The organism is Nitrospirillum iridis (genome assembly GCF_014205765.1).
GTDB lineage: Bacteria > Pseudomonadota > Alphaproteobacteria > Azospirillales > Azospirillaceae > Nitrospirillum > Nitrospirillum iridis.
Genome location: NZ_JACIIZ010000012.1, coordinates 126736 through 138770 on the forward strand (window position 1 = coordinate 126736; position 12035 = coordinate 138770).

Below are 12035 nucleotides of genomic sequence, written 5' to 3' on the forward strand. Positions count from 1 at the left end.
CACGCCCAAAGGCGGTGCCGCCTTTGGGCGATCTGCTCTAGACGGTCCAACCTGATCCCAAGGAAAAGGGCCGGCCCCCATCGCTGGGAACCGGCCCTGTCCTTGAAAGACCTAATTCGTCCGGGGACGACTTAGAAGTCCATGTCACCCATGCCCGGGGCGCCGGCCGGAGCGGCCTTCTTCTCGGGCTTCTCGGCGACCATCGCCTCGGTGGTGATCAGCAGGCCGGCCACGGAGGCGGCGTCCTGCAGGGCGGTGCGCACGACCTTCGTCGGGTCGATCACGCCGAAGGCGAACATGTCGCCGAACTCACCGGTCTGGGCGTTGTAGCCAAAGTCGGCGCTGGACTGGTCCAGCAGCTTGCCGACGACGATGGAACCATCGGTGCCGGCGTTGAAGGCGATCTGGCGCACGGGCGACTGCAGCGCCTTGCGGACGATGTCGATGCCCACGCGCTGCTCGTCGTTGACCGGCTTCAGGTCGGCCAGGGCCTTGGTGGCGTACAGCAGGGCGGTGCCGCCGCCGGCGACCACGCCCTCTTCCACCGCGGCGCGGGTGGCGTGCATGGCGTCGTCAACGCGGTCCTTGCGTTCCTTCACCTCGACCTCGGTGGCGCCGCCGACGCGGATGACGGCAACGCCGCCCGCCAGCTTCGCCAGACGCTCCTGCAGCTTCTCACGGTCGTAGTCCGAGGTGGTCTCCTCGATCTGCGCCTTGATCTGGCCGATGCGGGCCTCGATGTCGGCCTTGGCGCCGACGCCGTCCACGATCGTGGTCGCGTCCTTGGTGATCACCACCTTCTTGGCGGTGCCCAGCATGTCCAGGGTCACGTTCTCAAGCTTGATGCCCAGGTCTTCGGAGATGACCTGGCCGCCGGTCAGGATGGCCATGTCCTCCAGCATCGCCTTGCGGCGGTCGCCGAAGCCCGGAGCCTTCACGGCGGCGATCTTCAGGCCGCCGCGCAGCTTGTTGACCACCAGCGTGGCCAGCGCCTCGCCTTCCACGTCTTCCGACACGATCAGCAGCGGACGCGAGCTCTGCACCACCGACTCCAGCACCGGCAGCAGGGCCTGCAGGCCCGACAGCTTCTTCTCGTGCAGCAGGATGAAGGGGTTTTCCAGCTCGACCGTCATCTTGTCGGCGTTGGTCACGAAGTACGGCGACAGGTAGCCGCGGTCGAACTGCATGCCCTCGACGACTTCCAGCTCGGTTTCGAAGCCCTTGGCCTCTTCCACCGTGATGACGCCCTCGTTGCCGACCTTCTCCATCGCCTTGGCGATCATCTCGCCGATCTCGGACTCGCCGTTGGCGGAGATGGTGCCGACCTGGGCGATCTCGGCGTTGGTGGAGATCTTCTTGGAACGGCCCTTGATGTCGTTGATGACGGCGGCGACGGCGACGTCGATGCCGCGCTTCACGTCCATCGGGTTCAGGCCGGCGGCCACGGCCTTGGCGCCCTCACGGACGATGGCCTGGGCCAGCACGGTGGCGGTGGTGGTGCCGTCACCGGCGACGTCGTTGGTCTTCGAGGCCACTTCGCGCACCATCTGGGCGCCCATGTTCTCGAACTTGTCCGACAGCTCGATCTCCTTGGCGACGGAGACGCCGTCCTTGGTGATGCGCGGAGCGCCGAAGCTCTTCTCGATGACGACGTTGCGGCCCTTCGGGCCCAGGGTCACCTTCACGGCATCGGCCAGGATGTCCACGCCGCGCAGCATGCGGTTACGGGCATCGACGCCAAACTTCACTTCCTTGGCAGCCATAATTTCTCTTCCTTGACTTTCCGGGGGCCTGGCCCCGTTGGGGCGGCCCATGATGGCTAAGAGGGGAAATCCGGGGGGCGGCGACTAGGAACAGTCAGCCGGCCCGTCATCCAAATCAGGCCCAGATCAGGCCACGATGCCGAGGATGTCGGATTCCTTCATGATGAGGTATTCGGCCCCATCGATCTTCACCTCGGTGCCGGACCACTTGCCGAACAGCACGCGATCACCAGCCTTCACGTCCAGGGCGATCAGCTTGCCCTGCTCGTCACGGGCGCCGGGGCCCACGGCGACGACCTCGCCCTCCTGGGGCTTTTCCTTGACGGTGTCGGGGATGATGATGCCGCCAGCGGTCTTCTGCTCACTCTCAACGCGGCGCACCACCACCCGGTCGTGCAGCGGACGGAACTTCATGGATTCTCTCCCTGAAAAGGCAAAAGGCTCTATACAGAGCGAAAGGGGGCTGAGCCTGCTGTTAGCACTCAGCCCCAGTGAGTGCTAGCGGAGATAATACGAGTCCGGACGGGAATCAAGCACCCAGGCGCGATACCACGCGCATGGTCGCGAAAACGTCATCTCCCCGCTGTTGTCGCCGGGGGCCGCTTGCCGGCATATGCCGTAAATGTTGGCCCGCGACGACGGCAAAGACGCGACAGAGTGTCCGTCCATGCTATCGTGCCGCGTGTTCCCCATCCCTCGACAGGCTACGACGCCGCCCTGATGCTTTACCTGCAAGTCGCCATCCTGGTTCTGCTGATCCTGCTGAACGGCTTTTTCGCCATGTCCGAACTGGCCGTGCTATCCGCCCGGCGCAGCCGCCTGGCCACCCTGGCGGAAAAAGGCCACCGCGGCGCCCGGACGGCGCTGGCGTTGCAGGAAAACCCGTCGCACTTCCTATCCACGGTGCAGATCGGCATCACCATGATCGCCATCGTGGAAGGCGCCTTCGGCAGCGCCACGCTGTCCGGCCCCCTGGCGGAGGAATTGGCCGCCATCCCGGCCCTCGCCCCCCACGCGGAAAGCATCGCCGTCACCTTGGTGGTGGTGTGCATCACACTCTTGTCCCTGATCGTCGGGGAACTGGTGCCCAAGCGTCTGGCCCTGCACGCGGGGGAACGCATCGCCCTGGTGACCGCCCCCTTCCTGCTGTTCCTCTCCCGCGCCGCCGCCCCCATCGCCTGGCTGCTGGGTACGGTGACGGAACTGCTGCTCCGCATGCTGGGCGCCGCCGGCAAGCCGGAGAACGCCGTCACCGAGGAGGAGGTGAAGAGCCTGATCGCCGAGGGCACGGCCGCCGGCGTGTTCGAGCCCGAGGAAAAGCGCATGATCGAGGGCGTGCTGGGCCTGTCCGACCGGCCGGCGCGCGCCATCATGACCCCGCGCCTGGACGTCATGTGGCTGGATCTGGATGACGACGTCGCCACGCTGACGGCCGAGATCCAGCAAAGCCCCCACAGCCGCTTCCCCGTCTGCCGGGGCAGCCTGGACGAGGTGGTGGGCATTCTTCACGCCAAGGCCGTGCTGGACGCCGTGCTGGCCGGCGAGACGCCGGACCTGGCCAAGCTGGCCAACCCCGCGCTGATCGTCCATGACGGCACCCAGGTCATGCGCCTGCTGGAACTGTTCCGCGCGTCGAGCCAGCAGATGGCCCTGGTGGTGGATGAGTACGGCAGCGCGGAGGGCATCGTCACCCTGACCGACATTCTGGAATCCATCGCCGGCGACATGCCCGAGGCCCACGATGCCGACGAGGACGAGTTCGTGCGCCGCGAGGACGGGTCCATGCTGATCGACGGCCGCATGGCCATCGACGAGGCCTCCAGCGTGCTGGACCTGCCGGGCCTGCGCAATGGCGGCGACTATCTGACCCTGGCGGGCTTCCTGCTGTTCAAGCTGGGCCACCTGCCCCGCGTGGGCGAGGGCATCAGCCACGCGGGGTACCGATTCGAGGTGGTGGACATGGACGGCCGCCGAATCGACAAGATCCTGGTGATCCCGCCGGCGGAATAGCCTTCCTCAGGCGCCCGCGCCTGAGGAAGGCCTCACTTCGTCCCGAAGAGCCGATCGCCCGCGTCGCCCAGACCGGGAACGATGTAGGCGTCGTCGGTCAGGTGGCTGTCCAGCGCCGCGGTGTAGACCTTCACGTCCGGATGGGCGGCGTGGAAGACGCGCACGCCCTCCGGCGCCGACACCAGGGCCATGAAGCGGATCTGGTCATCCGCCACGCCGTGGCGGTTCAGCACGTCCACCGCGTGGACGGCGGAATTGCCGGTGGCCAGCATGGGGTCGACCAGGATGAAGGTGCGGCCCTGGGCAGCCGGCAGCTTCACCAGATATTCCACCGGCTGCTTGGTGTCATGGTCGCGGTAGAGGCCGATATGGCCCTCGCGCGCGCCCGGCATCAGTTCCAGCAGCCCCTCGGCCATCACCAGCCCCGCCCGCAGAATGGGGACGACGGCGACCTTCTTGCCCTCGATCACCGGGGCATCCATCTCCACCAGCGGCGTCTCGATCCGTTCCGTCGTCAGCGGCAGGTCGCGGGTGATCTCATACCCCATCAGCAGGGCGATCTCGCGCAGCAGCTGGCGGAACCCCATGGTGGATCGCCGCTTGTCACGCATATGCGACAGCTTGTGCTGGATCAGCGGATGGTCGGTGACGAACAGGTTGGGGAAATCGGCGACGGTGCGCATGGCGGCTGAACCAGGATCGAAAGCGGTGGAATTGGTTCCAAGCTAGCGGACCCGGCAGCCAAGCGCCACCGTCGCGACACGGGCAAACCGGCCCGCCGGCCAAATAGGCGACCGGTTACCGTGCCTGGGCGATCCTGACCGGGCGGTCAGGCGCCGGGCGCCGGTGGCGGGGCGGCGCGAACCACCTGGTTGCGCCCTTGACGCTTGGCCGTATAGAGGGCGGCGTCGGCCTCCGCCACCAGGTCCTCGGGGTCGCTGTCCGGCCGGGCCTCGGCCAGGCCGAAGCTGGCGGTGAACCGTATGCTGCGCCCGCCGCCGATGGCGACAGACATCGCCTCCATATCCTGGCGCAGGCGTTCCACCACGGCATAGCCGTCCGAGAGGGTGGCGTCCTTCAGCAGGATCAGGATTTCCTCACCGCCCAGACGGAAGGCTTCGTCGAACGAGCGGATGCCCTGGTTGACCGCCCCGGACGCGGCCATCAGCACGCGGTCGCCGGCCTCATGGCCATAGCTGTCATTGACCGACTTGAACTTGTCCAAATCGCACAACGCGATGCAGAAGGGCCGGCCGGTGCGGCGGTAGCGGTTGACCTCGCGCTCCATCTCCTCGCGCAGGCCGGTGCGGTTGCGCAAGCCCGTCAGCGGATCGATGCCGCTGCCGGCCACGCTGAACGCCCGCTCGATGCGGCGCAACAGCACCATGAACTCATCGAACTTCTCGATCACCGCCTCGTAGGCCGGCAGGGTGGGCGGCTGCCCATCGTTCGCCCGCATGTGCACCAGCCGGGCCATGCGGTGCATCTGGTCGTGCAGGGCAATCAGGCGGTCGATGGCCGGCTGGTCCGCCAACTCGCTGCCGGACGCCCCCCGCACCCAGGCGGGAAACGCGGTGGGTATCGGCAGGACGACCCCGTCGCCGTGGTTGAAGAACGCCGCGCGATGCCACTGGCCGATCCACCGAAGATGCTCGTCCACCACGCCGGCCAAACCGGCGGCGGAAGGCAAAGGGGACACATTCATCGCGGGAAGACGATCCTGATGACGAGGCCAGGTACCGCGCGGAAGGCGGGCGGGGTCCCGGCCGGACAAGGGCTATTCATGTACTTTAGGTCATTCACCTGCGGTTTGCACCGCCCTTGGCACAATTCCGAGGGATAGGGTGCGGCCCATCGCCCCACCTTCGGATTAGCCCAGCCGGTGATACCCCCCCGGATCGGCGTTTCATTGCCCCAGCGCCGTCAGCCGGCCTTCCAGTTCCTTGCGATCCTCCCCTTCCGGCAGCAGCGGCAGCAGACGCCCCCACAGCTCCCGAGCTTCCGCCTTGCGGCCGCCTTCCGCCGCGTCCAGGCCCAGATACCACAGGGCCTGGGGGTTGCCGGGATTGTCCTTCAGCACCACCCGCAGCGCCGTGAAGAAGGCCGGGGGCGGGTGGCCGCCATCGGCCGGCAGCAGCGCGCGGGCATAGGCCAGGTTGGTCTGGGCATCGTCCGGGGCCGCGGCCACGGCCTTGGCCCAGGCCTCGCGCGCCAAGGCCACGTCGCCCGTCACCTCATAGGCCTGGGCCAGGCGGCGCCAGCCTTCCGGGCTCCCCGGTTCCTTTTCCGCCGCCGCCCGCAGTTGGCCCAGCAGCGACTTCACCGTGGCCGCCCTCTGCTCCGGCGTCAGGCTGGCGGGATCGGGCAGGCCGGAGGGTACGGCCCCCGCGCCCGGGACAACCGGGGCGGTGGCTTTGCCGCCAAGGCGCTGGACGTTGGCCTCGGCCTCCGCCGCCTTGTCGTTTTCGCCCAGCACGCGATAGGCGCGGGCCAGCCGCGTCCAGCCTTCCGCGTCGTTGGGCTGGTCCTTCAGGCGGGTGGCCAGGCGATCGACCATGCTCCGGATCATGGCGGCGCGGTCGCCGCCGGACATGGTGGCGGCCGCCGCCATGTCATCGGCGGTGGGTCCGGGCGCCGCGCTGGCCGAGGATGGGGTTGCAGGCGGGGCCGAGGGTGGAAGCGGCTGCGGCGTCACGGCCGCCGGGTCCAGCCCGGCCTCCGTCGCCGTCTCGCCCAACTGCCCGCGCAGGAAGGGCACCCAGGGCGCATCCGCCGGGCTTTCCGCCAGCAAGGCCGACCAGCGGCTGACGGCGCCCTTCAAGTCGCCCGCCTGGCGCGTGGCCAGGCCGTCATAGTAGCGGGCGCGGGGTTCCTTGGGGTTCAGGGCCAGCGCCTTGGCCAGCGCCGCCTTGGCCTCCACCCCCACCACGCCGTCGGCTGCCAGCACCAGCGCCTCGGCGCGGGAAGCCTGGATATTGGCGTCATCCGGCGACAACGCCACCGCCTGGGCCCAGGAGGCCGCCGCTTGGTCGTTCCGGTTCATCATGCCCTGGGCGGTGGCCAGCGCCTTCCATGCCTCCAGGTCTTTCGGGTTGGCCGTCACCCGGGCCTGCAGGGTGCGCAACACCGCCTGGGCCTGGGCGCCGCCGCCCTGGTCGGTGCGGCCGGCGGCCGGCTGGCCGGGCAGGTCGGGACTGCCCAAGCGCAGGTAGATGCCCATGGCCAGCAGGGGCACCAGGGCCATCAGGGCGGTCGCCAGCTTGCGCGACGGCTTCACCGTCGGGGCCGGCTCCGTCCCGGCCGCGTGGGTCCGGGCCGCCTCGACACGCCCGTGGGCCGCCAGCAGGCGCCGGCTGACCTCCGTCCGCGCGGCGGCTGCCTGGTCGTCGGTCAGCAGGCCGCGGGCGACGTCGCGCTCGATCTCCGCCAGTTGGTCCTTGTAGATATCGACCTCGGGCGTGCCCTCGGCCTCCACGCCCCCGGCGCGCGACACCATCAGCGGGCGCAGCAGCAGCAGCAGCACGCCCGCCGTCAGCAGGGCGGCGGCGATCCAGAACGCCATCATGGCCGCCCCTTCCCTTCATCCCCGTCACGCATCAGCACGGCCAACTGGGCCTTCTCCTCCGCCGTCAAGGGCGCCGTCAGGGGCGCCGCCGCGTCCGCCCCGCCCCGGCGCCCGCGCCACAGCAGGATGGCGCCCCCCGCCAGCAGCAGGGCGAAGGGCCCGAACCACAACAGATATGTGGCCGGCCGCACCGGGGGGCGCAGCAGGACATAGTCGCCATAGCGGTCGGTCAGGAAGGCCACGGCCTGGGCGTCGCTGTCGCCCTTCACCAGCCGCTCGCGCAGCAGCAGCCGCAGGTCGCGGGCCAGCGGCGCGTCGCTGTCGTCGATGGACTGGTTCTGGCAGACCAGGCAGCGCAGGTCTTTGGAGAGGCCGCGCGCCCGCGCCTCCAGCGCTGGGTCGGGCAGCATCTCGTCCGGCTGCACCGCATGGGCCATCGGGCCCGACAGCAGCAGGACCGCCAAAGCCACCCCGGAAAGCACCCGCCTCATTTCGACAACTCGTTGATCAGGGGCAGGATGCGGGTTTGCAAATCCTGCGGTGTGATGGGCCCCACCTGGCGGTAGCGGATGCGGCCCTGCCGGTCGATGACATAGGTCTCCGGCACGCCGTAGACGCCGAAATCGATGGCGGTGCGGCCCGACTGGTCCATGGCGACGGCGGCATAGGGGTTACCGTCGCGCGCCAGGATGGCCTGGCCGTCGGCCGCCTTGTCCTTGTAGTCGATGCCGCGGATGTCCACCCCCTGCCCCGCCAAGCGCATCAGGATGGGATGCTCGGCGCGGCAGGGCGCGCACCAGCTGGCCCAGAAGTTCACCAGGCGGACCTTGCCGTCCGCCAACCCCGTGGACGCCACCCCCGGCTGCCCCTCCACCAAGGGCGGCAGGTCGAAGGCCGGCACCGGCTTGTCGATCATCACGGAGGGCAGGCGGTCGGGCGTATCGCCCCGGTCGATCTGCTTCAGGCGGACGGCGAACCAGCCGGCCAGGCCCAGGAACAGCACCAGGGGGATCAGGAACATCAGGCGGCGCATGCGGGAGGACCTATTCGGCGGAGACGGCGACGGCGCGGGGTGCCGCGCGCTTCAGCGGCACGCCCACGCGCAGGCGGCGGTCGGACAGGCTGACCAGCCCGCCGGCCATCATCAGGAGGGAGCCCACCCAGATCCACGGCACCAGCGGGTGGCGATAGAAGCGGGTGTTGTAGCCGGTGCCGTCCGGCGCCGGCTCGCCCACCACGGCGTAGAGGTCGCTGAAGAAATTGGTGTGGATGGCGGCCCCCGTCGTCGTCATGCGGGTGACGGGGTAGAAGCGCTGTTCCGGCGCCAGCGTGGCCACGAAGTCGCCGTGGCGGGTGACAGTGAGCAGGGCACGGCGGGCGGTGTAGTTGGGGCCCGGCGCCTCCGTCACGCTATCCAGGCGGAAGCTGTAGCCCGCCATCTCGACCGACTGGCCGACATGCAGCACCTGGATGGCCTCCGCCGTCCAGGCCGACGTGCCGACCATGCCGGCCACGGCGACACCCAGGCCGGCATGGGCCAGGGCCGTGCCCCAGGCGCCACGCGGCAGATGGCGGGCGCGGCTGAGGCTGTCGCCCAGGGGGATGCGGAACAGGCGCACACGCTCCGCCACGTCGCTGACGGCGCCGGCGATGGCCCAGCCGGCCAGGCCCAGGGCCAGGATGGCCAGGACGGGCTTGGTGCCCGCCAGCCACAGCCCGGCCAGCGCGGCGACGACGCCCACCAGGGCCGCGACCTTCAGCCGCCCCAGCACGCCGGCCAGGTCCGCCCGCTTCCACGACAGCATCGGCCCCAAGGCCATCACCGCCACCACCGGCACCATCAGGGGCACGAAGGTGGCGTTGAAGAAGGGCGGGCCGATGGAGATCTTGCCGCCGCCGACGGCGTCCAGGAACAGCGGGTAGAGCGTGCCCAGGAAGACGGTGGCGCAGGCGGTGGACAACAGCAGGTTGTTCAGCACCAGCCCGCCCTCGCGGCTGATGGGCGCGAACAGGCCGCCAGCCTTCAGGATGGGCGCCCGCAGGGCATAGAGCAGCAGGCCGCCGCCGGTGGCCACCACCAGCAGCGCCAGGATGAAGACGCCGCGCGCCGGGTCCGACGCGAAGGCGTGGACGGAGGTGAGAACGCCCGAGCGCACCAGGAAGGTGCCCATCAGGGACAAGGTGAAGGTGACGATGGCCAGCAGGATGGTCCAGCTTTTCAGCGTGTCGCGCTTTTCCACCACGATGGCGGAGTGCAGCAGCGCCGTGCCGGCCAGCCAGGGCATGAGGCTGGCGTTTTCCACCGGGTCCCAGAACCACCAGCCACCCCAGCCCAGGGTGTAGTAGGACCACCAGGATCCCATGGCGATGCCCAGCGTCAGCGACGACCAGGCGATCAGCGTCCAGGGCCGCACCCAGCGGGCCCAGGCGGCGTCCACCCTGCCCTCCAGCAAGGCGCCGGCGGCGAAGGAGAAGCAGAGGGAGAAGCCGACATAACCCAGGTAGAGGAAAGGCGGATGGAAGGCCAGGCCGGGGTCCTGCAGCAGCGGATTCAGGTCGTGGCCGTTCAGCGGCGCCGGACTCACTCGCGTGAAGGGGTTGCTGGTGGCCACCATGAACCACAGGAAGCCCACGCCGATCATGCCCTGCACCGCCAGCACCCGGGCCCGCAGGCTGGCCGGCAGGTTGGTGCCCAAGGCGGCGACCAGGGCGCCGAACAGGGCCAGGATCAGCACCCACAGGACCAGCGAGCCCTCATGGTTGCCCCAGACGCCGGCCACCTTGTAGAGCATGGGCTTGTCGGTGTGGCTGTTCTCCACCACGTTCAGGACGCTGAAGTCCGACACCACATGGGCATAGGTCAGGGCGCCGAAGGCCAGCGCCAGGGCGGCGAACTGGCAGTAGGCCGCCGTGCGCCCCACCTCCATCAACGCGCGGTCACCCCGCGCGGCCCCCCATAGCGGCACCACCGACTGCACCAGGGCCACGACCAGCGCCAGCACCAGCGCGTAGTGTCCAAGCTCGGGAATCATGGGCGTTCTATCCGCAGGGGGTCAGGGATTGGTGCGCAAGGTGGAGGTCTGATGCTCCTCCCCCGCCGCGACAGGGGCGCCGGTCGGCGCCGCGTCACCCGGCTTTCCCGGATGGCCGGCGCGCTTCAGGGCGTCGGCGACGTCAGGCGGCATGTACTTCTCGTCATGCTTGGCCAGCAATTCGGTCGCCGTGAACACGCCATCGGGGCCCAGCTTGCCCTCCGCCACCACGCCCTGCCCCTCGCGGAACAGGTCCGGCAGGATGCCGGTGTAGGTCACGGGCAAGGACTTGGCGGTGTCGGTCACCTGGAAGGTGACGGTCAGTCCGCCGGCGTCGCGCTTCAGGCTGCCGGTTTCCACCAGGCCGCCGATGCGCACCGTGCGTCCACCCGGTGGCTTGGCCGCCAGGTCGGAGGGGCTGTAGAAGAAGACGATGTTGTCGCGGAACGCCGACAGGGTCAGCGCGGTGGCGGTGCCCAGGCCCAGCAGGGCCAGCGCCAGGATCATCATACGGCGGCGTTTGCGAGTCATGGCGCCGTCTCCGCCGCCGGGGTTCCCGTGGGGGCGGTCGCCTTGGGTTCCCGCTTGCGCCGGGGCTTGGCCGCCTCCAGCGTCGCCAGCGTGCGTTCCACCCGGCGCAGACCGCTGAGGCTCAGCACCAGCAGGCCCACCAGGATCAGCGCCGCCGCCCCGTAGGATGACCAGACATAGGCGGCGTATCCGCCCATCGACAGGAACCCGTCCATCACACTCTCAACCGAAATCTGCCTCAACCGCAGTCTGCGCCCCTGAAGGCGCGGGAAGCGGCGTGATCGCCACGCTATCACGCCACGGGCATGACCGAAGCCGGTCTTCTTGTCCCAACCCCAGATCCGGCCCCTTATCCCGTCTGGCCCAGGCGCAGGGTCTGCACCCGGCGGGCCGCCAGGCCGGCGCGGATGCGCAGGATGACGACGGCGACGAAATAGCTCTGGAAGGCCAGGGCCAGCAGCAACAGGGGCCACAGCATGCTGGCGGCGATGGTGGGCCCGCCCAGGCGGAAGACGCTGGCCGGCTGGTGCAGGGTGTTCCACCACTCCACCGAGAACTTGATGATGGGCACGTTCACCGCCCCGACCAGCAGCAGGATGTTGCCGGCCTTGGCGCCGCGCGCCGGGTCGTCGAAGGCGTCCACCAGGGCCATGTAGCCCAGGTACAGGAAGAACAGCACCAGCACGCTGGTCAGCCGCGCGTCCCACACCCACCATGTGCCCCACATCGGCGCCCCCCAGAGGGAACCGGTCAGCAGGCACAGGGCGGTGAAGCCGGCGCCCAGCGGGGCGGCGGCCTTGGCGTAGACCTCGGCCAGCGGGTGCTTCCACACCAGGGCCGCCGCCGCCGCCAGGGCCATGGTGCTGTAGGTGAACATGCTCATCCACGCGGCGGGCACGTGGATGTACATGATCCGCACGGTGTCGCCCTGCTGGTAGTCCGGCGGCGACGCGATCAGGCCCAGATAGAGCCCGGCGGCGAAACACACCGCCGACAGACCGGCAGCCCACGGCAGCACGGCGTTGGCGATCTTGAGGAAGCGGGCGGGGTTGGCGAAACGATGCATGGCACCCGTTATGTATCACGCCACCTAGCCTTTGCCATCGGCATACACTGTAAATTGATATGGATCAG

The 12035-nt window shown here is 69.3% G+C and carries 12 protein-coding genes; 1 reads left to right on the forward strand and 11 read right to left on the reverse strand.

Going from position 1 to position 12035, the window contains the following annotated elements:
- Positions 1–131: 131 nt before the first annotated feature.
- Positions 132–1763: a chaperonin GroEL gene (groL, locus tag FHS74_RS20265; protein ID WP_184804171.1), complete on the reverse strand. Its 1632-nt coding sequence runs from the start codon at positions 1761–1763 to the stop codon at positions 132–134.
- Positions 1764–1889: 126 nt separating this feature from the next.
- Complete coding sequence (groES, locus tag FHS74_RS20270; RefSeq protein WP_040848135.1) at positions 1890–2177, reverse strand: co-chaperone GroES; 288 nt, start codon at positions 2175–2177, stop codon at positions 1890–1892.
- Positions 2178–2420: 243 nt separating this feature from the next.
- Here groES and FHS74_RS20275 point away from each other — a divergent pair, with 243 nt between their 5' ends.
- Positions 2421–3773, forward strand: a complete 1353-nt coding sequence (locus FHS74_RS20275) for a hemolysin family protein (protein ID WP_343066969.1) — start codon at positions 2421–2423, stop codon at positions 3771–3773.
- A 32-nt stretch (positions 3774–3805) separates the two neighbouring features.
- Here the strand turns inward: FHS74_RS20275 and upp are convergent, their stop codons facing one another.
- The 9 genes from upp to FHS74_RS20320 all read right to left on the reverse strand — a co-directional run bounded on the left by upp (position 3806) and on the right by FHS74_RS20320 (position 11967).
- Positions 3806–4456: a uracil phosphoribosyltransferase gene (gene upp, locus FHS74_RS20280; RefSeq protein WP_184804174.1), complete on the reverse strand. Its 651-nt coding sequence runs from the start codon at positions 4454–4456 to the stop codon at positions 3806–3808.
- Between the two features lie 146 nt (positions 4457–4602).
- Entirely contained in the window at positions 4603–5478 is an 876-nt protein-coding gene (locus FHS74_RS20285; RefSeq protein ID WP_184804177.1) for a diguanylate cyclase, read from the reverse strand.
- Between the two features lie 201 nt (positions 5479–5679).
- Complete coding sequence (gene ccmI, locus FHS74_RS31000) at positions 5680–7338, reverse strand: c-type cytochrome biogenesis protein CcmI (protein ID WP_184804188.1); 1659 nt, start codon at positions 7336–7338, stop codon at positions 5680–5682.
- Positions 7335–7829, reverse strand: a complete 495-nt coding sequence (locus FHS74_RS20295; protein ID WP_184804191.1) for a cytochrome c-type biogenesis protein — start codon at positions 7827–7829, stop codon at positions 7335–7337. The genes ccmI and FHS74_RS20295 overlap by 4 nt, the downstream gene beginning before the upstream one ends.
- Positions 7826–8371 carry a DsbE family thiol:disulfide interchange protein gene (locus FHS74_RS20300; protein ID WP_184804194.1) on the reverse strand — a complete coding sequence of 182 codons (546 nt, stop codon included), beginning with the start codon at positions 8369–8371 and terminating at the stop codon, positions 7826–7828. Before FHS74_RS20300 ends, FHS74_RS20295 begins: the two co-directional genes overlap by 4 nt.
- A gap of 10 nt (positions 8372–8381) precedes the next feature.
- Complete coding sequence (locus FHS74_RS20305) at positions 8382–10370, reverse strand: heme lyase CcmF/NrfE family subunit (RefSeq protein ID WP_184804197.1); 1989 nt, start codon at positions 10368–10370, stop codon at positions 8382–8384.
- Between the two features lie 21 nt (positions 10371–10391).
- Positions 10392–10901 carry a cytochrome c maturation protein CcmE gene (gene ccmE / locus FHS74_RS20310; RefSeq protein WP_184804200.1) on the reverse strand — a complete coding sequence of 170 codons (510 nt, stop codon included), beginning with the start codon at positions 10899–10901 and terminating at the stop codon, positions 10392–10394.
- Positions 10898–11116 (reverse strand): heme exporter protein CcmD, encoded by a 219-nt coding sequence (ccmD, locus tag FHS74_RS20315; protein WP_184804203.1) that lies wholly within the window; start codon positions 11114–11116, stop codon positions 10898–10900. The genes ccmE and ccmD overlap by 4 nt, the downstream gene beginning before the upstream one ends.
- 134 nt (positions 11117–11250) lie before the next feature.
- Positions 11251–11967 carry a heme ABC transporter permease gene (locus FHS74_RS20320; protein ID WP_184804206.1) on the reverse strand — a complete coding sequence of 239 codons (717 nt, stop codon included), beginning with the start codon at positions 11965–11967 and terminating at the stop codon, positions 11251–11253.
- Positions 11968–12035: the final 68 nt, after the last annotated feature.

What these genes read in the sequence shown, in the direction of transcription:
- groL (WP_184804171.1), bottom strand. Translation starts at nt 1,763, where the DNA reads ATGGCTGCCAAGGAAGTGAAGTTTGGCGTCGATGCCCGTAACCGCATG.
- groES (WP_040848135.1), bottom strand. Translation starts at nt 2,177, where the DNA reads ATGAAGTTCCGTCCGCTGCACGACCGGGTGGTGGTGCGCCGCGTTGAG.
- upp (WP_184804174.1), bottom strand. Translation starts at nt 4,456, where the DNA reads ATGCGCACCGTCGCCGATTTCCCCAACCTGTTCGTCACCGACCATCCG.
- FHS74_RS20285 (WP_184804177.1), bottom strand. Translation starts at nt 5,478, where the DNA reads ATGAATGTGTCCCCTTTGCCTTCCGCCGCCGGTTTGGCCGGCGTGGTG.
- ccmI (WP_184804188.1), bottom strand. Translation starts at nt 7,338, where the DNA reads ATGATGGCGTTCTGGATCGCCGCCGCCCTGCTGACGGCGGGCGTGCTG.
- FHS74_RS20295 (WP_184804191.1), bottom strand. Translation starts at nt 7,829, where the DNA reads ATGAGGCGGGTGCTTTCCGGGGTGGCTTTGGCGGTCCTGCTGCTGTCG.
- FHS74_RS20300 (WP_184804194.1), bottom strand. Translation starts at nt 8,371, where the DNA reads ATGCGCCGCCTGATGTTCCTGATCCCCCTGGTGCTGTTCCTGGGCCTG.
- FHS74_RS20305 (WP_184804197.1), bottom strand. Translation starts at nt 10,370, where the DNA reads ATGATTCCCGAGCTTGGACACTACGCGCTGGTGCTGGCGCTGGTCGTG.
- ccmE (WP_184804200.1), bottom strand. Translation starts at nt 10,901, where the DNA reads ATGACTCGCAAACGCCGCCGTATGATGATCCTGGCGCTGGCCCTGCTG.
- ccmD (WP_184804203.1), bottom strand. Translation starts at nt 11,116, where the DNA reads ATGGACGGGTTCCTGTCGATGGGCGGATACGCCGCCTATGTCTGGTCA.
- FHS74_RS20320 (WP_184804206.1), bottom strand. Translation starts at nt 11,967, where the DNA reads ATGCATCGTTTCGCCAACCCCGCCCGCTTCCTCAAGATCGCCAACGCC.